The 21,894-nt window shown below is 69.7% G+C and carries 17 protein-coding genes and 1 pseudogene; 9 read left to right on the top strand and 9 right to left on the bottom strand.

The window, feature by feature from the left end; all coding sequences use genetic code 11:
• Nucleotides 1-9 precede the first annotated feature (9 nt).
• Both ACZ418_RS29455 and ACZ418_RS29450 read right to left on the bottom strand, forming a co-directional pair.
• A complete protein-coding gene (locus ACZ418_RS29455) occupies nucleotides 10-300 on the bottom strand; it encodes a hypothetical protein (protein ID WP_468368834.1) in 291 nt (96 codons plus the stop codon).
• Between the two features lie 569 nt (nucleotides 301-869).
• The gene (locus ACZ418_RS29450; protein ID WP_468368832.1) at nucleotides 870-4,949 is read right to left on the bottom strand and encodes a tetratricopeptide repeat protein; all 4,080 of its coding nucleotides are present in this window, start codon (nucleotides 4,947-4,949) and stop codon (nucleotides 870-872) included.
• Between the two features lie 185 nt (nucleotides 4,950-5,134).
• Here ACZ418_RS29450 and ACZ418_RS29445 point away from each other — a divergent pair, with 185 nt between their 5' ends.
• On the top strand, nucleotides 5,135-5,263 hold the full coding sequence (locus ACZ418_RS29445; protein ID WP_468368829.1) for a hypothetical protein: 129 nt from the start codon (nucleotides 5,135-5,137) through the stop codon (nucleotides 5,261-5,263).
• Nucleotides 5,264-5,678: 415 nt separating this feature from the next.
• Entirely contained in the window at nucleotides 5,679-5,948 is a 270-nt protein-coding gene (locus ACZ418_RS29440; protein ID WP_468368827.1) for an STAS domain-containing protein, read from the top strand.
• 259 nt (nucleotides 5,949-6,207) lie between these two features.
• Here the strand turns inward: ACZ418_RS29440 and ACZ418_RS29435 are convergent.
• Nucleotides 6,208-7,116: pseudogene (locus ACZ418_RS29435) on the bottom strand (ATP-dependent DNA ligase); the annotation flags it as partial.
• A gap of 56 nt (nucleotides 7,117-7,172) precedes the next feature.
• Between ACZ418_RS29435 and ACZ418_RS29430 the strand changes: the two are divergent.
• The 4 genes from ACZ418_RS29430 to ACZ418_RS29415 all read left to right on the top strand — a co-directional run bounded on the left by ACZ418_RS29430 (nucleotide 7,173) and on the right by ACZ418_RS29415 (nucleotide 12,980).
• The gene (locus ACZ418_RS29430; RefSeq protein ID WP_468368824.1) at nucleotides 7,173-8,675 is read left to right on the top strand and encodes a site-specific integrase; all 1,503 of its coding nucleotides are present in this window, start codon (nucleotides 7,173-7,175) and stop codon (nucleotides 8,673-8,675) included.
• 74 nt (nucleotides 8,676-8,749) lie between these two features.
• Nucleotides 8,750-10,495, top strand: coding sequence for a hypothetical protein (locus tag ACZ418_RS29425; protein WP_468368822.1), 1,746 nt, complete (start codon nucleotides 8,750-8,752; stop codon nucleotides 10,493-10,495).
• Nucleotides 10,492-12,573, top strand: coding sequence for a hypothetical protein (locus ACZ418_RS29420; protein WP_468368819.1), 2,082 nt, complete (start codon nucleotides 10,492-10,494; stop codon nucleotides 12,571-12,573). The genes ACZ418_RS29425 and ACZ418_RS29420 overlap by 4 nt, the downstream gene beginning before the upstream one ends.
• Complete coding sequence (locus ACZ418_RS29415) at nucleotides 12,570-12,980, top strand: hypothetical protein (RefSeq protein ID WP_468368817.1); 411 nt, start codon at nucleotides 12,570-12,572, stop codon at nucleotides 12,978-12,980. Before ACZ418_RS29420 ends, ACZ418_RS29415 begins: the two co-directional genes overlap by 4 nt.
• A 120-nt stretch (nucleotides 12,981-13,100) precedes the next feature.
• Here ACZ418_RS29415 and ACZ418_RS29410 read toward each other — a convergent pair whose 3' ends face one another.
• Entirely contained in the window at nucleotides 13,101-13,865 is a 765-nt protein-coding gene (locus tag ACZ418_RS29410) for a response regulator (RefSeq protein ID WP_468368956.1), read from the bottom strand.
• Between the two features lie 44 nt (nucleotides 13,866-13,909).
• Entirely contained in the window at nucleotides 13,910-14,788 is an 879-nt protein-coding gene (locus tag ACZ418_RS29405; protein WP_468368814.1) for a sensor histidine kinase, read from the bottom strand.
• Nucleotides 14,789-14,917: 129 nt separating this feature from the next.
• Between ACZ418_RS29405 and ACZ418_RS29400 the strand changes: the two genes are divergently transcribed.
• On the top strand, nucleotides 14,918-15,661 hold the full coding sequence (locus ACZ418_RS29400) for an ABC transporter ATP-binding protein (protein ID WP_468368812.1): 744 nt from the start codon (nucleotides 14,918-14,920) through the stop codon (nucleotides 15,659-15,661).
• The gene (locus ACZ418_RS29395; RefSeq protein ID WP_468368809.1) at nucleotides 15,658-18,003 is read left to right on the top strand and encodes an ABC transporter permease; all 2,346 of its coding nucleotides are present in this window, start codon (nucleotides 15,658-15,660) and stop codon (nucleotides 18,001-18,003) included. Before ACZ418_RS29400 ends, ACZ418_RS29395 begins: the two co-directional genes overlap by 4 nt.
• Nucleotides 18,004-18,532: 529 nt before the next feature.
• On the opposite strand, the gene ACZ418_RS29390 is transcribed toward ACZ418_RS29395, so the two are convergent.
• The 3 genes from ACZ418_RS29390 to ACZ418_RS29380 form a co-directional block, all read right to left on the bottom strand.
• Nucleotides 18,533-18,955 (bottom strand): DUF6233 domain-containing protein, encoded by a 423-nt coding sequence (locus ACZ418_RS29390; protein WP_468368807.1) that lies wholly within the window; start codon nucleotides 18,953-18,955, stop codon nucleotides 18,533-18,535.
• Nucleotides 18,936-19,142 (bottom strand): hypothetical protein, encoded by a 207-nt coding sequence (locus ACZ418_RS29385; RefSeq protein ID WP_468368804.1) that lies wholly within the window; start codon nucleotides 19,140-19,142, stop codon nucleotides 18,936-18,938. The genes ACZ418_RS29390 and ACZ418_RS29385 overlap by 20 nt, the downstream gene beginning before the upstream one ends.
• Before the next feature lie 274 nt (nucleotides 19,143-19,416).
• Nucleotides 19,417-19,740 (bottom strand): DUF6087 family protein, encoded by a 324-nt coding sequence (locus ACZ418_RS29380; RefSeq protein WP_208898249.1) that lies wholly within the window; start codon nucleotides 19,738-19,740, stop codon nucleotides 19,417-19,419.
• Nucleotides 19,741-19,872: 132 nt separating this feature from the next.
• On the opposite strand from ACZ418_RS29380, the gene ACZ418_RS29375 reads away from it, so the two are divergent.
• A complete protein-coding gene (locus ACZ418_RS29375; RefSeq protein WP_468368802.1) occupies nucleotides 19,873-20,718 on the top strand; it encodes an SDR family oxidoreductase in 846 nt (281 codons plus the stop codon).
• A gap of 127 nt (nucleotides 20,719-20,845) precedes the next feature.
• On the opposite strand, the gene ACZ418_RS29370 is transcribed toward ACZ418_RS29375, so the two are convergent.
• Nucleotides 20,846-21,871, bottom strand: coding sequence for an MSCRAMM family protein (locus ACZ418_RS29370; protein ID WP_468368799.1), 1,026 nt, complete (start codon nucleotides 21,869-21,871; stop codon nucleotides 20,846-20,848).
• Nucleotides 21,872-21,894 lie beyond the last annotated feature (23 nt).

The following is a 21,894-nucleotide window of genomic DNA, read 5'->3' as shown; positions in this document are numbered from 1 at the left end:
GATGAGGATCTACTGGCCGCCGCGAGCCGTGCGGCGGGGCCGACGCGGTGGCTGGACCGGAGACTGCCAGGCCAGCGTCACGGCTACCTCGGGCGGCAGGACACCGAGCTGGCTGTGCTCATCGCTGCCCTCGGCGAGATGGACGACCGTCTGCCCGGCTGCGTCCAGGGACTGGACGACCTGGGCGAGGCGGTGCTCCGTCGGGAAGAACGGGTTGATCGCCTGCCGGACCGGGGCGTCGCGGTCGCAGGCGGACAGCAGGTCGATGAGATCTCCAACGGTCATTTCCGTAGACGGCACGGACAGCCTCCTTGCATGGGGATGGGCGGCCAGCCGATAGGCAGAGCCTGGAGTTCGGGCGCGCTGCACGCGTCGGGCGGCTCCGGCACCTCTGGGACGGCGGCGAGGCAGCATGTCGGCCGGCGTCTCCCATTGAAGGAACTTCGGAGAAGCGGCTAGCGGTCGGCCTTCACGCGCCATCACCTTCCTGACCTGGCCCTTTCCAGGAAGGTCGTCTACGTTGACATGCCGCTGGAAGTGTTGGCCAGTCTTTCGCGGGTCTTTCATGTCTGCCCCAGGCGAACTGCTGCGATTGCCTGCAACGTTCTAGGATCCGCGACTTCGTTAGCAATGAAGGCGCTTCGCTAACAGTGGATTAGCAAATCCGCGATTCGGTTGGCACTGACTACGTTCAGTAACGGTCTCTCTGCGGGGCCGCTTCCGATCTTCTCCGCGAAAGAACGCTGCGAGCGGCGGACTTCGTTGAGTCCATGCACTGGCGGGATGTTCGGTGGAGCGTGGCGCCGACGCCCCCGCGGAGAGAGCGTCCGCCGCCCCTCAGTCCCCGAACCGGCTCAGGGGCTCGGCGGCTAGTGTTCGCCCTGCTCCAGGCGTTCGGCATCGAAGGGGAGAGTGGCGCGCAGATGGTCCCGCAGCTGCAGCGCCTCGTCCAGCGGGGCGCGGAACGCTGCCGGGCTCCGGGCGGCCAGAGTGCCGTAGATCTCTACGGCCTCCTCGGCCGCGGCCAGCGCGTCCTGCAGGCCGTGCCGCCGACTGATCCGGACCCGCACCGTGACCAGCTGCAGATCCGCAAGGGCGGGCCGGTGGGCGGCCGGGTCCTCCCGGGCGAGCTGCCGCTGCAGGTCGACAGCCTCCCGCAGGTGGCCTTGGGCCAGCTGCCAGTGGTCCGACCGTGCCAGTGGGAGCCCGAGTCCCTGGACCAGTCCCATGACGAGCGTCGGCTGGTGGGCGGCCGGGTCCTCCTGGGCGAGCCGCCGCAGGATGGCGACCGCCTCCTCCCCCCTGGCGAGGACGTCCTCGTGCCGGTTCAGCTCGGCCAGTGCCTGCGTGAGATTGATGAGGGAGAGGGCCAGTAGCTGATCGGCCTCAGGGTGGCTGAGGCGCCGCCAGAGTGCCACGACCTCTTCGTAGGTGCGGACCGTCTCTTTGTGCCGGCCGGTCGCCGTCAGCAGACGGCCGAGCATTTCCAGCGCCTCCGCCAGATCGAACTCGTGGCCCTCGTCAGCCTGCGCCAGGCACCGCCAGGCGTTGACCCCCTGCTCGCCGACCTCGACGGCCCGGTCAAGACGGTTCAGTGCCGCCAGGGGCCGGCCGAGGCTTCTGAGTGAGAGCGCCAGGCGGAGTCGGTGGGCCGTCGGGGCGGCCTGGGAGAGCCGCTGAAGGATGGCGACGGCCTGTGTTCCCTGTGCGATTGCCTCCTCGTAGCGCCCCACCCCGCTCAGCGCGTCGCAGAGGATCACCAGTGCCGCCGCCAGGTTCGGCTCATGCACGGCCGGATCGGTCCTCGCCAGGGACTGCCGGATACCGACGGCCTCCCGCGCCGCAGAGAGGGACGGTGCCCGCAGTCCCGCCCTGCCGAACTCGCGCCCGAGGTTGGTGAGGGCATCGGCCAGGATCGGCAGGCCCGCGACGCGGTCGTCCTCGGCCACCTCGCGGGCCAGATCGACCGCCTCCCGCAGGCACTCCACGGATGCGGCCGGATCGTCCCGCCGAGCATGCCCGTTCCCCAGGTTCACCAACGCGCTGGCGAGTTTGCGGCGGTACACGACGGGCCTGGCCGGGCCCAGCCGGCGGTACAGTCCGACGGCCTCCCGGGCCGCAGCCACGCACTCCTCGATCCGGCTCGTCTCCGACAGGGTGAGGCTGAGATTCAGCAACGAGTCCGCGAGATCCGGCAGATGGTTCTCGCAGCCGCGCTCGACCAGTTCCCGGAACAGCCCGACGGCCTCCTCGGAGAGGGGGACGGCCTCCTGGGGGGACCCCGACCTGCCGAGCCAGATACCCAGATTCATCACCGAACGAGCGAGCAGCGGCAGATGGGCGGCCCGGCTCGTGGCCGCGAGATCCCGGGACATGTCGACGGACTCGCCGCAGTAGCGTACGGCTTCCTGCAGCTGACCCGATTCGCCAAAACCGTCACCGAGGTGCAGCAAGGCGTTGGCCAACGGAGGGCCGAAGGCTCCCGGGTTGTCCTCGGCACCGCCGCGCAGAAAGCCGACCGCCTTCTCACCTGCCCGCAGAGCCTCCCGGTGACGGCCTTCGCCGCGCAGGGCGAGCGCCAAGCCGTCGAGTGCGTTCGCCAGGTGGTCCAGGTGCGCCTCGGGCGCCTGCTCCACCAACTTCTCGTAGAGGGACACCGCTTCCGACTCCGCGGCCACGGCCTCCCGGTACCGGTCGACCCTGGACAGCTGGCACCCCAGATTGTGCAGCATTCCGGCCAGGTCGGGGCGGAAGTCCGCAGGACTCACCTCGGCCGTGTACCGGGTGATCCGGACCGCGCTCTGCAGCAGATCAATACCCTCGGCGATGCGGCCCTGCTGGTCGAGCCGCAGAGACAGGGTGGTGAAGGCGACCGCGAGATTGGCGATCTTCTCGGGATGGCCCTGGGCGACGACCTTGGTGAAAAGCGCTACGGCCGCCTCTGCCGATTCCAGCGCGGCCGGGTGGCGTCCGGTGTAATGCAGCTCGTTGCTCAGGCCGTTCAGCGCCCACGCGAGATCGGCCACCGCTTCCACGTCGCCGCTGCCTGCCAGGCCACGGTGGAGCCGCACCGCCTCCTCGGCCGCCTTCACGGCCTCCTCGTGCCGACCCGAGTGGGACAGCCGCCCGGCCTTCTTCGCGTACAGGGCGGCCCGGACGGCAGGATCGGAGGCGGACTCGATCCGCTCCGTGCAGAAGCGCACGGTGATGTCGGCGATCCCCACGTCGAGGTCGGGATCCCGCCAGGGAGCGGCCTCCTCGATGGCCTCCAGTGCTTCAACGGGAAGCTGCTCGATACGGGCGAGGGTGGCCAGGGCGGCGTTGCCCGCGCGGAGCATGAGGCCGGGGTGCTTGGTGACCAGGGGAGCCAGTTCGCCAGCAGCGAGATGGGGCCAGCGGGCGGCGGCGTTGATCAGCTGAGTGAGGACGTGCCGGCTCCACTCCGGAGCCGGGGAGCCGGCAGGGGTGTGCGCGGCGACACCGAGGAGACGAGCCGCCGCCTGCTCGGCCCAGGGGGTCGCCAGATGACTGCCGACGGGCCCCGGGGTGCTGAGGGCAACGAAGTCCTCGCCGAGGCGGTCGGGGCAGAGCGGTTCCAGGTACGTCCTCGGATCGTCAGCCGGATAACAGGCGGCGTGTTCCCGCAGCACCTGCGGATGGGACGCGGAATTCTCCACCTCGGCGGACTTCAGGGCGGTGATCGCCGCCCGGTAGTCCCTGGGACCGGTGAGGGTCGCGGTGTACACGGCCTGGGCCATGACCTCCGCAGGTGCGGCGCAGGCGTGCTTGCGCTGCTCCAGCTTCGACCAGTGGCCGCGCTCACGCTCCAGCAGGTACGCCGACAGCGCGCCCGGCTGCCGTGGCGGTTCGTCACCGCAGATACGGGCGTCCACGGCCACCAGTGCGGCCATGTGCACGGTCAGCGTCAGTCCGTAGGCCGGATGGGTCAGGTCCCCGGGCACCGCAAGGGACGCGGCGTCCTCCGCGGGCAGCCCGAGAGCGTCGGCGAAGCGTTCGCGGGCGACCGTGAAGGTCTGGAGCCGGGCGTCGACGTCTTCGTCGGGAAGAGGCCGCAACGGGTACTCGGTGTGCGCGAAGCCCCATTTCCGCAGGTCGTCGAGCAGGTAGGACCACCAGCTCGTCGATCGGGCGATGAGGAGCACCCGGAGCGTTTCCCCGCGCCGGGCGGCCAGTCTCTCCAGCAGCAGCTCCAGCTCGCGGGCGGGCCAGCGTTCGGCGTAGTCGACCACCACCAGCGCGCGTCGGGCCAGCGCCGACCGCCTGCCGCGGCCGGTATCGGCAGCGGCCTGGTCCGCCCGGACGGCCTGCCACACCTTCCAACCCAGCTTGGCGGTACGGCGGGCCAGTTCGGTGGCCAGCCGGGTCTTGCCCTGCCCGCCGAAGCCGTGCAGCAACGCGACCGAGGCGGCGATCGGCTGGCCGTCCTGCGCGGTGCCGTCCCGCCAGCCGGCCAGCGCGGCCAGGTCATCTGCCCGGCCGGTGAACGGCACCACCTCATGGCGGGCCAGCAGCAGCTGACTCGGCTGCCCGCGCAGATCCGCCGCCAGCGGCTGCGCATCCTTCGGTGGGAAAGGCCGGAGGTCCGCGGGGGATCCGGTCTCCGCTTCCCGAACCAGCTGCCACACCTGCTCAAGAACATCATGCCGGCGCTTCCACAACTCGTCGTCGAAGAGCTCAGGGATCCGCAGAATCGGCTGGGATGCGATCGCTTTGCACGTCCTGACGAAGAGATCGACCAGGTCCCACTTCGGCGGTTCCGTGAACTCGGCCCTGAGAAGGAGGCTGACCTTGGAGGGGTGCAGTTCCGTTTCACGTCTCTGCTTTTTGCCCGCCTTTGCCAGGTCCGCCAACGAAGGACTGTTCGCCGCGCGGTGCACTTCCGCAAGGCAGCCCGCGAACTGCTTGCGGGCTTCGTCCCATACCGTCATGTCGGCCCCCCACCATGAACCCGTTCAGAATCGTCCCGAGCGGCGCGCAGCCGCACTTCGTGTGACCAGGGCGGATCGCTCGTGTTGTGCCGGATCGTCCGGCTGAGCCCGCTGCCGGTGCCGTCTCCTGGATCGTCTTCCTGTCGGCCGACACCACCCATCCGTGTCCAGCCGGAAGGAGAACGATGAGCAGGCCCCGTACCCGCCAGCCCCGCCGGGGACAGACGCCCTGGGCGAAGACCGTGCTCGGTGCCGCTGTCAGTGGCACCGCCCGTGCCGTGGTCACCTGGCTGCTCGACCTCTTCTCACGCTGAGGTCCTTCAGCCACCGGGCCCGCCGACGCTCCACTCGTGACGGGGCGTCGGCGGCTCCTTACCGTCTGCCGAGCCTGCTTCGGCCCGGAACGCCACGAGGGTGTCCACCCCTCCATGACAGCACAGCGGCAACCGGCGTAGGGGGGAAACGGCATATCAGCACAACTCACCAGGACTTGGCGACCCCCCCACCTAACGCCCCGCCGGCGGCAAGCCCGAACCCGGCGAGACCGCCGAGCAAGCCCTCGTCCGCGAGATCCGCGAGGAACTCGGCGTCATCCTCAACGCGGCCACCACCACCCCGCTACTGGTCATCGAGGCTCCGGCCGACGGCAAACCAGCAGGCACGCTCGCGCGAACACTCTGCTTGACCGCCCCGCCGCACATACCGGCACGCCGACACCGTGCGCCCACCGTGCGCCGAGATCACAGAGATCGCGTATCTCACTCACGGCGACCACCAGCAGGCCAGTGCCACTTGGATCTGACGGATGTGTCGTTCTGCGACCCGGCAGGGCTGAACGTGCTACTGGGAGCCCGCCGCAAGGCGGAGAAGGCAGCAGTAGTGCTGGTCCTGGTCTGCGTCCCGGGCACCCTGCGTTGGATCTTGAAGATGACCGGAGCCGATCAGGTCCTGCGGGTCTTTAACACCGTCGCCGGCGCTGAGGCCGCCCTGAGCAACTGAAGACAACCGTGCACGAGTCCACCGGCGGTGTGTGGCCGCCGGTCGCGGTGGCAGGGTCAGCCCGCCGGTCAGTTACGTCTCACCGAACGTGACGCCCGAAGACGTCGCACAGCCACCGATTGCGCATCACCGCCGAGAGCCCCGGTGTTGTCGCGTTGAGCACGTCGACAGCACTGCAGGTAAATTGCCCGCCACTGCTAACCAATCCGCGGATCCTAGAAACGTGCCGGTCCGTCACCTGCGGACCCGGAGGCCCTGGTCATCCTGCGGACGGTATGGCACCCGCACCGAAGGGAGGTACGTCCCTGGCAGTGACGTCCGAGCGCAGCCGGGCGAAACGAACCGGGTGGCGCCACGCCCCGCGGTCCTGAGAAGTGTCGACCACGATCTCGGCCACCAAGTCGGGCTGGACCAGTACGACATCAAGTGGGGTACGCGAGCCCCACGAGGTGGTGAACCGCACGCCTTCCCATGGGTGGTCCCGTCCTGCAAGCGTCAGCTGGCCGGCCAGTTGCCGGGCGGCGTCCGGCCGCACCGGCGTGCTCCGCCCTATAGGACGCAGGACCCCGCCCTGATCGAAGCGTCCCAGCAACAATGTCTGAGGGCAGCGCGGCGTGCCGGTGATCGCCCCCACGATGGCCTCCGTCGTATCCCGACGGCGCACCTTGATGAGCGCTCGAGCTCCGGGGAGGTAGCGCTGCTGGCTACCCCGGATCACGAGGCCCTCGATGCCGGGAACCTGGGTCCAGGAGGTAAACCACTCCTGCGCGAGGGCAACGTCAGTCGTCTCCGGGCACAGCCTCCAGGGGTCACTCAGTCGATGCTCGGTGAACATGGCCTCCAGGCAGGCACGTCGCTCGGCGTACGGCGTCCGCAAGAGTTCACGCCCATCGATCTGAAGGGCGTCGAACACAACGAAGTGGGCCGGGGCCTCCCCGGCAAGCCGGGCAGCGGTCAGTCCCCTGGAGGCCGCACGTCGCTGGAGGGCCTCGAACGAAAGTCGCTCACCGGCAAGGACGACCAGTTCGCCATCAAGGACCAGGCCGTCAGGCAGGCTGGACGCCGCACTCACCAGGTCAGGGAACCGCCCCTGGATGAGTGCCCCCCGGCGAGACTGCAGCAGCACCGGTCCGGGCGACGGACAGGGAGTAAACAAGATCGCCCTGTAGCCGTCCCACTTCGGTTATGCAGTGTTGAGCTGTCCACGAGCTATCGTCCAGCACCATGTCGATCACCGGATGGCGGGTGCACTTCACTCGCCGGGACCAGGCGTGGCCGTGCGAAGCGACCTCGTTGATGAGGGAGTTCAGTGCCCTGTTCATCGGTCTCGATCAGCAACTGGACGACTTGGGTGTGCCCGAGGGCCAACCGTTCCTGATCAGTCCGGCGGGCGAGTACGACGTGGCATTGAACCGCTACTTTTCGGTGTGGCTGGTGTCCTCTCCGTGGAACACGCAGGCGGCGCACGCCCGGGACCTGCGGACCTACTTCGACTTCTTGTGGTTCTCACGGGGACAGCGCGACTGGCGGTACGCGACGGTGGACGATCGGGCGGCGTACGAGTGGTGGCGCCGTCGCGACGAGCATGGGCCTCGGCTGGAAGACACGAGCTGGGACCGGGAGGTCTCCACGGTCAACCAGTTCTACTTGTGGGCGATTGAGCAGGACCTCGTACGGGCAAACCCGATCCGCCAGCGCACTGCTGCCGTCTGGTCTGCACGGGGACATGGGGTGGGCAGAGATGTAGTGCGCCAGGTGCCGGCTGAGACGTCGCACACGGGCCCGCGTCGGGAGGTGAAGTGGCTGCCGCCGCGGTCGTACCAGCTGTGGCGCAACGTGGGGCTGTACGGCTTCGACGCGCAGGAGATGCCGAGACGGGCGTTCCGGGGCAGGTGGGCGGCGCGGAACGCGGTGTACGCGGACTCGATGATTCGCACGGGGCAGCGGCTGTGTGAGCACTCGGCGCTGACGGTGTTCGAGTTGCCGGAGCTGCCGCCGCCGGGGTCTGGGGTCGTCAACGCTCGTGCGGTGCTTCCGCATGCGATCGCCAAGGGGCACTCGGGGCGGGCGGTGTACTGGCCGGTGTCGGTGCTGCGGGATGTACGGGACTACATGGAGTGGGATCGGGCCGAGATGCTCGACTACGGCCGCTCGCGCGGCTTTTACACTCCGACGCGCAGGTCGCTGTTGGTGGAGGAGCCGGCCCGGCCAAGGGTGAGGATCGGTGGCCGGTGGGTGCCGGTGTCCCGGCTGGATGCGGCCGAGCGGCGGCGGCTGCTGGTGGCCACGCAGGACGGTGGGTGGGAGCCGGCGATGGTGTGGCTGAACCAGTGGGGCCTGCCGATGACGATGTCCGGGTGGAAGCAGGTCTTCGTCGATGCCAACGAGCGATGCCGTGTTCAGCGTGTCGGGGTGGCGGCGACACCGCACATGCTGCGGCATTCGTACGCAGTGATCACTCTGGAGTTGTTGTGGCGAGGCCATCTGCAGTCGCTCGGCGAGATGAATGAACAGCAGCGGCTGACCTATCAGCGGGTGTTCGGTGATCCGTTGAACTGGGTGCGGATCAGGCTCGGCCACCGGTCGGCGACCACCACGGCGATCTACCTGCACACCTTGCAGGAACTGAAGATGCGCACACGGCTGGAGCTCGTGCCCGAGGGAGCGTGGGAGCCAGCCGGTTTCAGCGATGAGGGCTGGCTGGAGCGGTCGGAGGTGGCTGCGTGAGTGGGAGTGCGCCGCGAGCGGGTCGTGGCCGTGCGGCGGCCGTGCCCGAGGGGTTCTACCAACCGCCTCCGACGGTGGAGTTCCCCCAGGGCGGCGGGGCGCCGGTGGTGCGGTTTACAGGCGAGGACGGGCGGGAGCGGGTCTTCCGGTTTGAGGAGTTGCCGTTGCCGGGCCTGCACCGGGCCTTCGCGCATGCGCTGGGGGTGCGGATCGGGCCCGGTGGCGGACGCCGGACGCAACGCGCGGCGAGTGGCCAGTGGCAGTCGATCAAGCGGTTCCTGCTGCTCTTGGACCATCTTCCCGTTCCGCCTCAGCGGGTGGAGGATCTGCGGGTGCGCCACTTGGAGCGGTATCTGATGTCGCGGCGGGAGACGTGCTCGGAGCGGTCCGCTCGCAGAGATCTGCAGGACCTGCTGCGGATCATGCGTGCCCTGCCGGGTCAGGACCGACTGGACCGGGCGGCGGCAGACTACGCCGGACGGCGCGGGCACGGGGTGGATGCCCAGCAGGAGATTCGTCCGGGGTACTCGGACCGCGAGTTCCAGGCCGTCATGGCCGCAGCTCGTTCGGACGTGGTGGCCATCCGCGACCGGATCGCGGCGGGCGAGGGCCTGCTGTGGCGCTTCCTCGACGAGCCCGACTCCCTGTCCTGTGCCGAGCGGGAGCAGGGCGCGCGGCTGGAGGCGATGGCGCGTACAGGCCGGGTCCAGGTGGACTACCGGGGGCTTGCGGTGGGCGAGTATCCGGCGGCCTGCTACGCGCAGGCACGGCAGCTATTCGTGGTCGACCAGGATCTTGCCCCGCTGCTGATCTACGCGGCCGGGCTGAGCGGCCGGAATCCTGAGACGCTCAAGGAGCTGCCCGCCGAGCACCGCATGTTGGAGGACCGGGCGGTGGCAGTGATGCTGACCAAGCGCCGCCGGGGCAAGGCCAACTCCCGGACCACCGTGCACTGGAGTGTCGATCCGGATCCCAGCCGGCAGCTGAGGACGATGGGCAGCTACTACCTGCTGGTGCACCGGTTGACGGCTCGCAGCCGGGCGTTCTCCGGGACTTCCTCGGTGTGGTCGATCTGGGCAGGCAGCGGCCGCGGCGGTGCCCGGCATGCCGCCACCGGAGGCCACACGGGCCCGTTCGACGCCGAGTTGGCCCGCAAGCTGAAGCTCGGCGAGTGGGCCAAGGGCCACGGCCTGGTCGGCGACGACGGGGCGCCGCTGCAGATGATGCTGACCCGGATGAAGAAGACGGTCGAAGCCCGTACGGCCAAGCAGGTCGGCGGGCACCTGCCTTCCGCGCGGCTGACCAACACGGCGCAGACCTCCTTCGCCCACTACCTGCGGACGGATCCGTTCATCACCGAGTGGGCTGCCGAGGTACTGACCGAAGCGATCACCGACGCTGAACACCACGCCCGCGCTGTCATGCTCCGCCTGGGCGGCGCCGACCCCACGGCCGTGCCGGCGACCGTACGGAGCCGGGCCGAAGCCGGAGAGCTCGACACGCTGGCCACCTCGTGCCTGGACATCGAGCATCATCCGGCCGGAGGCCGGTGCCACAGCTCGTTCCTGAACTGCTTCAGTTGCTCCAACGCCGTCGTGCTGGAGCGCCACCTGCCCGCCCTCCTCTCCCTGGCCGACATCCTGCGCGGGGACCTACAGCAGCGGGACGCCGAGCAATGGACGGCGCGCCACGGCATGACCTGGCAGCTGCTCACCCGCGACATCCTGCCCCGCTTCAGCCCCGCCCAGCGAGACGCTGCTGCCCAGGTGAAACCCGTCTTGCCGCTCGACCTGCTGGACGGCCCGAAGGAGCCGACGTGACCACTGCCTTCGAAACCGCCGCACGGCCGGCCGCGGTACCCGGTGACACTCTGGTGCTCGCCGGACGCCCGCTGCGCGACGATGCTGTGCTGGAGGAGACGTCCCGGTACGCCGAGGACGTGTGGGTGCTGACGCCAGCATGGCTGCGGGCCGACCAGAAGACCCTCCGCCTCGACTTCACCCTCCTGCCGCCCCAGCTGGTCGACGTCGCCAAGCCCCTGTTCCTCGCCCTGCTCGCCCAGGACACACCGCCGGGGGAACTGCCTTTGGCGATCGATAGCATCCGCACCTATTACACCTGCGTCAGGCGCTTCCTGTGGTGGGTCCACAAGCGAGATCGCGCCTTGCGGGAGATCGATGGTGAGGATCTGGACGACTACCACCGGGAGATCGTGACGTGGAGGCTGTCCGGCGGCGCGACCCGATGCCACCGGCGAGCGGTACGGATGCTGTGGGCCTACCGCAACGTCCTGCCCGACCACCTCGGACAAGACCCGCTGCGACGGACCCTGTGGTGGGCATGGGCACGCGCTCACCGCAGACCATCCGGAGAGAATCTCACCGACCGCATCCCCGAGCAGGTCGTGGGGCCGCTGCTGACCTGGGCGATCCGCTGGGTCGACGACTTTGCCGACGACGTCCTGGCCGCCCGCGAGGAGCGTGACGCCATCGACGCCCGGCCGCCCGTCGGCCCCGATCTTCCCACCGCCTTGGCGGAACTGCTGGACGACTTCCGCCGCCGGCGGCACCCTCTGCCGGCTGCACCCGCGCGCCTGGCCTCCGGCCGTCGCGGGGCGCCTTTCCCCAGCACCAGCTACCTCGCCCGGCTGCTGGGCTATCCCGTACACCGCCTGGACGAGGCCCGGCCACGGCAGATGATCGCGGAGGTGGCCCGCGACGTCGGAGTCGACACGGACTGTCCCCTCGCGCACGCTCCCCAGGGGCGGCTGGATGACCGGCCATGGCTGGAGCGCATCTCGTACTACGACGTCGCCCGCCTGGAGCGGCTGCTGCAGGTGTCCTGCTGGATCGTGATCGCCTACCTCTCCGGCATGCGCGACTCCGAGATCAAACACCTCCAGCGCGGCTGCCTGAGCATCCAGCAGGCCCCGGACGGGCACGTCTACCGCCACCGGCTGCGCAGCCTCGCTTTCAAGGGCGAAGACGTCCACGGCGTGGAGGCCACCTGGGTCGTCACCGCCCCCGCTGCCCGGGCGATCGCTGTCCTGGAACGGTTCCAGCCCGAGGACCAGCCCTACCTCCTCGCCCCGGCGTTCAGCTCCCGCCGCAACCACCCGCGCCGCACGGCGTTCCCGGTGCCCAACAGCAACACCACCAACAAGGACATCGCCTTCTTCCTCTCCTGGATCACGGCCTACTGCAGCGACCACGGCCGTCCGGATGGGATACCACTGCACCGGGGCCGGTTGCCTCGGCTGACCACGCGCCAGTTCCGGCGGACCCTGGCCTGGTTCATCGCCCGCCGCCCGGGCGGCACCATCGCGGGAGCCCTGCAATACCGCCACCAGCGCATTCAGATGTTCGAGGGCTACGCCGGCACCAGCGACTCAGGGTTTCGGGACGAGGTCGAAGCCGAAGAGGCCCTCGCCCGTGGCCAGCTGCTCGTCGAGATGGGCACCGACGCCGACCGGCCGACGCTGACCGGACCGGCCGGCGCCGAGGCCGAAGCCCGGCTCGCTGAGCTCGCCCGCCACACCCTCTTCGACGGGCAGGTCGTCACCGACGAAGCGCGTCTGCGCCGCATCGTGGCCCGCCACGACCCCCATGTGTACCCGGGGACCTTCGTCACCTGCGTCTACAACCCCGACCGCGCCCTGTGCCGCACATCCGCCGACCCTGGCGAACATCCGGCCATGGCTGACTGCCAGCCCCTGGCCTGCCGCAACACCGCCCTCACCCCCGCCAACCTCCAGGCCCTGGCCGATCACCTCAACCAGCTGGAGAAAGCCCTGGCCGACGGCGACCACCACGCCCCGTACATCCGCCACCGCCTGCAGGAACAGCACCGTGCCACGGCCGTGTTCCTCGCCCGCCACGATCCGGAGCCCGCCGAATGAAACGTGCTCTGCCCGACGCCGACACCGTCAAGGCCGCCATCGACACCATCCTTCAAGAGGCGTCCGCCAGCGGACGGCGCCCGACCGTCACCGCCATCGAGCGGCACCTCGGGATCCCCCACGCCACATTCCACCGCCACTACGCCGACCTGCTCGACACCTACTTCCGCCCCCGAATCCCGACACCAACCCAGGACGAGACGCGCACGGACCGGCCAGAAACCGACGAGAGGAACGAGGAGAATCTCCGCCGACTGCGGAAGGAGAACACCGACCTGCGCCGGACCCTCGCCCTCTACGAGGAGGCCATCCGACAGCTCACCCTCGAAAACGACGCCTTGCGTCAAGGCGCCACCGTCGTTGCCCTGCCTGCCCGCAGCCGAACTTCCCCGCCATCACAGCCCTGAACTGCACCCATTCGGTTTGCTCAGCACACGTGTACGGCAGCACCACGTAGATGTGACGGTTGCAGATCGATGTGAGAAGAGGATCGGAGGGCGTCGGTGCTGCGTGCTGGGGAAGGGGTGTCATTCGGCGGTGGAGCTACCGGGGGTGACCAGGCCCGTCTCGTAGGCGAGGATGACGGCTTGGGCGCGGTCGCGGAGGGTGAGCTTGGCGAAGATCCGGGCGACGTGGGTCTTCACGGTGGCCTCGCTGAGGGTGAGGGCTTCGGCGAGTTCGGTGTTCGACAGGCCCCGGCCCATGAGGACCAGCACCTCGCGTTCGCGGGGGGTCAGCGGAGCGAGGTCGCGGTGAAGCGGGGGTGTGCGGTCCACGGTCGCCGCATTGGCGAGGCGGTGAGCCGCCTCGGCTTGGTCGGTCTCGTGGGTGGTCGCGTAGCGTTCGACCAGGCGGCGGGTGATCGAAGGGGCGAGCAGCGCGTCGCCCGTGTTCACCAGCCGCACCGCCGCGGCGAGATGGGCGGCGGTGACGTCCTTGAGCAGGAATCCGCTCGCCCCAGCGGCGAGCGCCGCGTAGACGTAGCGGTCGAGGTCGAACGTGGTGAGCATGAGCACCCGACAGCGCGGGAGTAGCCGCAGGACGCGCTTGGCGGCTTCCAGGCCGTCCAGTTTGGGCATGCGGATGTCCATCAGGAGGACGTCCGGGCGTAGCCGTTCGGCTTCCGCGACGGCCTGTACGCCGTCTGCGGCCTCGCCGATGACCTCGATGCCGCGCGAGGTGAGGATGAGGCGGAAGCCGGTTCGGATGAGTTCCTCGTCGTCGGCGATGAGGACTCGCGGGGCGACGGTTTCCTTGCTCGGGTTCGGTCCTGGCTCCTGGGTGCTCGGGATCCGGTTCGGGGCCTGGGGGATGCGGCGGTCGGCGGCGCGCTGGGTCACGGGCGCTCCAGGGGGATGCGTGCGCGAACACGGTACCCGCCACCGACGCGGCGTCGGGCGTCGAAGTGGCCTCCGTAGACGGCGACGCGCTCGCGGAGACCGATCAGGCCGTGTCCCGCTCCGTTGTTCTGGCGCTGGTGGCCGGATCGGGCTCCCATGCTCGCGGGGCCGGCGGACAGCACGCTCGGTCCGCTGTTGAGCACCTCGACCCGCAGACCGTGGTCCGCATAGCGCACCATCACGGTCGCCGTGCCGCCGTCGCCGTACTTGAGCGCGTTGGTCAGCGCCTCCTGCACGATCCGGTAGGCGGTGACGTCGATGCCGGGCGGCAACGGGCGCGGCTCCCCGGAGATGCGCACCTCGACCGGGAGCCCGGCGAAGGCGATCCGGTCGACCAGGGTGCCCAGTTGGCTCAGGCTCGGCTGGGGGGCGAGTGCGGAGGGGTCACCCGCGCCGTCGTGCCCGGTCCGGTCGTCGTCGCCGTCCGGCGACGGCGCCAACAGGCCCAGCAGGTGCCGAAGTTCGGTCATCGCATCGCGTCCGGCACCCTCCACGGCTTGCAACGCGGTCTCCGCCGCGTCCGGCAGGGCGGCGAGCACCTCGCGGGCCGCGGTCGCCTGCACGACCATCAGGCTGACCTTGTGGCTGACGATGTCGTGCAACTCCCGTGCGATACGGGCACGTTCGGCCGTCACCGCCGTGCGGGCGGCAGCCTCCCGCTCGCGCTCCAGCAGCCAGCGTCGGTCCTCCAAAATCTTGCGGTAGCGGCGGCGAGCGCGCGCCAGCAGCAGGGTGGCGCCCCCGGTCGCCGCCAGGCTCACGGTCGCCAGGGCGATGAGCAGCCAGCCCGTCTCCGATCTCCACACGTCGTCCATCGTGCCAGCTGGCCGAGGAGCGGGCGTCCCTCTCCGGGTCCACCCCATACATCTCCGGGATGACCGCCGCCGCCGGATACCTCCAGGGGCTGACGCTCAGGGCTGCCCACGCCGCCTACCGTCCCTGTCATGACCACCGAAGACAGCAGCGGCACGACTGCGGGCCCCGGTCCGGCCGCCGTTCACGAGCAGGGCGTCGTCCGGGTGAGCGGCCTGCGCAAGGAGTACGGCGACACCGTCGCCCTGAACGGGGTGTCGCTGGGGATCGGCGCCGGGGAGGCGGTCGCGGTGATGGGGCCGTCCGGCTGCGGCAAGTCCACACTGCTCAACATGATCGCCGGCCTTGACCGGCCGACCGCCGGCCAGGTGCGGGTGCACGGCGAGGACCTGGGCGCGATGAACGAGACCGGGCTGGCGCTCTTCCGGCGCCGCCGGATCGGCATGATCTTCCAGTTCTTCAACCTCATCGACGACCTGCCCACGATCGACAACGTCGCCCTGGCCGCCCAGCTCACCGGAACGCCCACCCGTCAGGCCCGGCGCCGGGCGCTGGAACTGCTGGACGAACTCGGCATCGCCGACCGCAGGAACGTCTACCCCGCCGCGCTCAGTGGCGGCGAGCGCCAGCGCGCGGCGGTGGCCCGCGCGCTGATGAACCGGCCCGCGCTGCTGCTGGCGGACGAGCCGACCGGCGCGTTGGACAGCCACGCGGGCGAACAGGTGATGGACCTGCTCATTGACCTCAACGAACTGGGCCAAACTCTGCTGTTGGTAACGCACGACCAGACACTGGCCACCCGCTGTGCCAGCCGCCTGGTGATGATGGCGGACGGCCGGATCACCGGCGAGCGGACCCTGGAGCGGTCGGCATGAGCGCGGTGTGGTGGGCCTCCCGCGCGGCCGTGCGCCGCCGACGGCTCCAGACCTCCGTGATCGCGGCAGTGGTCCTCGTTTCCAGTACGGCCCTGGTGGTCGCCCTCGGCCTGCTCGACGTCGCGTCCGGGCCCTTCGACCGGATCTTCGGTCAAGTGCACGGCGCGCACGTCGTCGCCACCTTCGACGCGGCGAAGGTCTCCGGCGCGGAGCTGGAGCGGACCGCGAAGCGTCCGGGTGTACGGGCTTCGGCCGGGCCGTTTTCGCAAGCCGTGATCGACATGCCGGAAAGCGCGGCGTCCCAGATGCCCGGAACGGCGCCCGGCCCCCTGACAGTCGTCGGGCGGCCGGATCCCGGTGGCGACGTCGACCGACTGGACCTGTTCGCCGGGCACTGGGCCACCAGACCGGGCCAGATCGTGCTGGCGTTGCCGGACGCGCCCGGGATGGGCCACGGGCCGCACTCGCCGCTCGGCAAGCGGATCCAGCTGCCTGGGCAGCGGCCCCTGACCGTGGTGGGCCTCGCCTCCAGCGTGAGCGGCACCGCGCAGGCATGGGTCTCTCCGCGGCAGATCACGTCCCTGCACCCCACGGCGTACCAGATGCTCTACCGGTTCGACCGAGCCGCGACAGCCCGTCAGATCACTGAGGACACCTCGGCGGTGAGCGCCGGCCTGCCGTCCGGGTCGCTGGTGGCGCATCAGTCGTACCTGACCTTGAAGGCGCAGGTCGCGGCCAACCCCAACGCCTACGTGCCGTTCCTCCTGGCCTTCGGGGTCCTCGGCCTACTGGTGGCCGTCCTGATCGTGGGCAACGTGGTCAGCGGCGCCGTCGTCTCCGGCTTCCGCCACATCGGCGTACTCAAGTCCCTGGGCTTCACGCCCAATCAGGTCGTCGCGGTCTACCTGGTGATGGTCTGCGTCCCCGCCACAGCGGGCGCGCTGGCCGGCACGGCCCTGGGCGGGGTGGTCGCGCCGCCGCTGCTGCACCAGGTCTTCCAGGGCGCAAAGCTCGGCACCGCGACCGTGCACCCGACGATCAGCTCCTGGGCGTACGCGACCGCCGCACTCGGCATGCCCCTGACGGTACTGATGGCCGCGCTGATCCCGGCCCTGCGCGCACACCGGCTATCCGCGGCACGCGCCATCAGCGCAGGCAGCGCACCGCACGCCGGACGGAGTTCGACGGTGCAGCGGTGGTTGAGCGGGGTGCGGCTGCCGCGCTCGGTGACTCTGGGCCTGGGCCTGCCCTTCGCCCGGCCCGGACGGGCGCTGCTCACCGTCGCCTCGGTCCTGCTCGGCGTGGCCACGGTGACCTTCGCCACCGGCCTGTCGGCCACCATGGTCTCCTACGGCCACGCGGAACAGGACTACGGCACGGCACAGTCGACCGTCTGGCGAGGACAGACCAAGTTCGACCAGACCGCCCCGCGTCACAACGACGCCGCAACGCAGAAACTCCTGTGCTCTGTGCCGGATGTCGCAGACGTGGCCGCAGTGGGCTTCATCAACGTACGGATCCTCGGCCGGAGCGAAGGAGTGGTGATCGAGGGCGTGCGCGGGGGGCGGTCCGCTCCCCCGGACAGCCTGGCGCGGGGCCGCTGGACGAGTAGACCCGGCGAAGTGGTGGCCTCAGGCAGATTCCTTGCCAAACAGGGGCTACGGTTCGGCGACTCCTTCACCCTGACCGCAGCGGACGGCCGCCAGGAACGCGTGACCCTGGTCGGGGAGATCCTGGCCGGCCCGGAAGACTGGATGCGCGCGGACTGGTCGACGGTGACCGCTTTGGCACCGGACGCGCAGGCCAACCAGTACTGGGTGCACCTCACCCGCGGTGCCGACTTCAACGCCTACACGAAGGCCGTACAAGCCGCCGACCCGGGGCTCTACCCGACAAAAAACACCATGCTGAACACGGACGCCGTGACCGTCATCAGCTCCGCCTCCGCACTGACCCTGATGCTGACGCTGGTCGCAGCGATGGGCGTGTTCAACACCGTCGTACTCAACGCGCGGGAACGCCAGCGCGACCTCGGGATGCTCAAGTCCATCGGCATGACACCACGCCAGGTCACGGTGATGATGGTGGTGTCCATGGCCGGACTCGGGCTGGTCGGCGGGATCCTGGGACTGCCGCTCGGAGTCGCCGCGTACCACGTGGTGATCCCGATCACCGAGCACGCGGCCCAACTCACCTTTCCTGCTCGGATGCTGGACGTGTGGCACCCAGGGGTGATGACGTTGATGGTGCTGGCCGGGGTGGCGATCGCCGCACTGGGTGCGGTGCTGCCAGCGCGTGCGGCGGCCCGGCAGACCATCGCCCGCGTCCTGCACACCGAGTGACGGCCGGCGGTCGTCCCTGCTCAGACGAGACCTCCGTCGGCCCCAGCATCACCGTGTCGGAAGCCAAGACCACGTCGGCGTGCGCATGCCAGAGCTGAAACGCATGGATGGGGTCGGGTCCCTCATGTTGAGGGACCCGACCCCGCTTTCGTCGTGGACAACGGACAATCTCAAACCCTGTCCATAACTTCGGCTGAAATATGAGTTCGCCCGCGAGCGCGCTAGGCGGGGGCAGGCTGTCGCGGGCCTGCGCCAGCATCGGTTCCACCGGCGGTCGAAGCACCATGTCACTCCGAAGAACCAGCCGTCGGCGTGGGCTCAGCGGCGCGGCAGGCCGGGCAGATGATCCGGGCATTACGACCGTATCGGTGAGTCAGCCCCTGGCAGCGCGGGCAGTACCCGACCTCGTCGGGTGCACAACCCAACAGGCGTGCCGCGACGGACCGGTCTGTTTCCGGGTCGATGCGCTGAAGCACCCCGTCCATAAGTGCGAATATCCGGCCCTGCGGGGGCGCGCGCACAGCGATGGTCACGCGAGATCCATACCCAGCTCGGTGTCCGGCCTGCAAAAGACACAGGGCTCGATAGTGGGGTCGGTAAGCGCGGCTCGTGCCTCATCTGCTCTGATCGGGTGCGGTGTGCCCTCGATCATGGAGCAGTCTGCGAGGTGAACGAGGGCAGGCTCCGGACCGTTCGGGGTGCGCTTCCGCTGCACTACGTAGCCGGTCCTCACCTGCGCCGGAGGGAAGGCGGGCAGTGAGCCGCCGCCCTTCACAGGGCGGCTCGGGCGCCGCGGCGGCGACGCCGGCCGCTCGGCGCGATTTAGCGCCTTCCGTACGGCGTCGTACTGAAGGCGCAGATACCTGCCGACCGTGTCGTTCTCCGCGATCTGCCGGTCAAGGTACGCGAGGATCGCCCGAAGGCGGGGCGGGTCAGGAGGCAGCTCGGACATGGCGAGCACCGTGCAACGCTGCCCAGGCTCCGGTCCTCCGGCCCTGCCAGTAGGGGTGGAACAGCACCTGCGCCGACAGGTGGATGAGCTGGCGCCGCTGAGCGGTCTGCGGTCGCGCGGCGAGCTGGCGGTAGACAGCGCGCCACTCCTCTTGTGCACGAGCGAGGTCGCTGGGGATGGGGCTCATGACCAGATTCAATCATGTGTTCGATTTTCAGCGCATGTCGGAGCAGAAGACTGTCCGTTTGATCGTCGAACCGAAGCCGAACGGCCTCACCGAAGGCTGATCGGTGGGCTTCTTTTGCATTGCAGGCTGTGCGGGCTGATCAGAGTCGGACCATGAGGGCGAGGGCGGCGATCAGCAGTCGTACCCCACAGCGGCACCGCGACGACCCCGCCCGCCCTCCTCCTGGTCACCCACGGCAGCGGCGCCCCTCGGGCACACAGCGCGGCCCGGCGACTCACCGATTCCGCTCGTCCGCCGGGGACGGTTTGCGGTGCCGACCCCGCCCCCTGCCCAGCGCAGGTCGGCCCCATTCAGCAGGCTTCTCCTCCACCGCCGGTGGCGGGTACAGCAACGCCTTCGCGGCTGCCAGGTCCGGGACGATGCCCACGGTCACCCACTGGACGCCGTTCCATTCCTCGATCGCCCTGGGCGCGCTGGGCTCCACGTGCGTCCCTCGGTGGGGGCCCGAGGTGAGCGGTGCCGCGCGCAGCTTCCCCTTCGAGGCGTTTCGGCGCTCCTCGCGCCGCCTCGCCCACTCCTCCAACGGCTCCTCGTACATCGCAGCATCGTGTCGTAGGGCCGCCCTCCACCGCCACCTTGGGCCAACACTCATCAGTCAGCCCACTTGCCCCCGTGTGCCTTTTGTGGAAGGCCAATTGGAGACTTACGGGATTGCCTATGGTGTCGCCCTATGTCGGTGTTAATCGTTGGCGGCAGTGGATTCCTCGGCAGCGAGCTGGTCCGTCAGGCGAGAGCTGCTGGTCATGTCACGGCCGCGACGTTCGCGACCCGGCCGGGTTCGGTTCCGGACGCCAGCTGGCACGCCCTTGACCTGCGACGTCCACAGCTCGTGGAAAGCGTCGTTGCTGACCTGGCACCGTGCGTCATCATCAACGCAACCAGCGGCGGAGCCGACTGGGCGGTCACGGCAGAGGGACCTGTGCGGCTCGCGCTGGCCGCCGCCCGGCACGGCTGTCGGCTGATCCATGTGTCGAGCGACGCGGTGTTCTCCGGCGCGAACGTCCACTACGACGAGTCCCAGTTGCCCGATCCTGTCACCCCGTACGGCGCGGCGAAGGCAGCCGCTGAGACCGGCGTCCGCCTCGTGTACCCGGACGCCGTCGTCGCCCGTACTTCCCTGATCATCGGCGACCGACGCTCTGTTCATGTCCGGGTAGTGCATGATCTGGCATCGGGCAGGTGGGACGGGGCGCTGTTCACGGACGACGTCCGCTGCCCGGTACATGTGTCCGATCTGGCCGCCGCCCTGCTGGAGCTGGGGTTCTCCGACGCGTCCGGTGTGCGCCATCTTGCGGGGGCCGAGTCTGTCAGCCGTTACGACCTCGGTGTTCTCATCGCCCGCCGCGATGGGCTGGACATCTCCAGGCTGCGGGCGGGACGGCGCAGCGAATCCGGGATTCCCGGTGGGCTCGACGTCCGCCTCGACTGCCGCGCGACCCAACGCGAGCTGGTCACCTGCCTGCGCGGCGCCCGGGAGTTCCTCGTTGAAGGGATGAACGCGCCGAGCAACCCATAGCGCGCCGACTTCCGGTGCTCTTCCAAGGCGCCTGGTGTAAGCCACCGCCCCGCAGGTGGGCTGAACAGCCGAGAGCCCCCGGTCCGCGAGGGTTCCGGGGGCAACTGGGCTCTGTGCTCAGCTGGGGTCAGTTGTCGGCAGGGGTTTCCTCACTGTCGGTCCTGGCTCGTCGCCGAGCGGCAATGACGGCGGTGGTGCCGCCGGCGACAAGGAGTCCCGCGCCGCCCAGGAGCCACGGGCTGGCGTCGGCTCCGGTGTGGGCCAGAGAACCGACCGGGGCCGTGGGCGATGGATCATCGGTCGCGTCCTGCACCGGGGCGGCCGAAGGTGCGGTTTCGGGTGTGCCGGAGGTGGCCGGGTTGGGTCCGGATCCGCCGGAGGTTCCGCTGGTCGGCTCGTCCCCCGGTGCGGACGGGGTGTGGGTGGGCTTCTTGGTCGGTGTGGGGTTCGGCGAAGTCGAACGCTTCGAGTTGGTGACGTTCACGGTGACCGGGTCGCCTGGGCCTGCGGTGAAGGTCTTGGTGCGCGTGTAGAGGTCGTATCCGGCGGGAGCCTTGGTCTCTTTGATCCAGAACTCGGCCTTCCGGCTGCTCACCGGCAGGTCACCGGTGGCCGTTCCCTTGGGCCCGGTGGTGAGGGTGAGCAGGGTTGTGTCGCCGCTGCCGATGTTCACGGTGGCGCCGGGCAGGAGCTTGCCGGTCTTGTCGTCCTTGGCCTGGAGCAGGACGTGGGCGGGCTTGAACGGGGCGACGATGGCCAGGCGGGTTGTGCCGCCGGGTGTGACGATCACGTCCTGGTCGGCCACGACGTCGTAGAAGGGGCTGCCGGCGGCGGTCTCCTTCAGCCGGTAGACGCCCGGGGCGAGGCCGGGAAAGGTCAGCGTTCCCTGTGCGTCGGTTGTGCCGCGCCCAGCCTCCTGGCCGGTGGCGTCGAGAAGGAGATATGAGGCGCCTTGGACAACGTCTCCGGCCGGGTCCTTCGCGGTGAGCGTGACACTTCCGCCATCGGGTGCCGGGGTCTCGGTGAGGGTGGTGCTGGAGGGCGTCGGCTGGGAGGGCTGTGCGGTCGCTGCCGGTGCCCAGGTGAGGGTGCCGACCACCGCGGCTGCGATGGCAGTGGAGCGGACGGTGCCGCGGACGGTACGGGGGTGCACGAAAAGCGGGCTCCTTGGTGGCG

The sequence above is a fragment of the Streptomyces sp. NPDC030820 genome (assembly GCF_055572075.1).
Note: the sequence above shows the minus strand (reverse complement) of the source record. Positions and strands in the feature narration are given on the sequence as shown.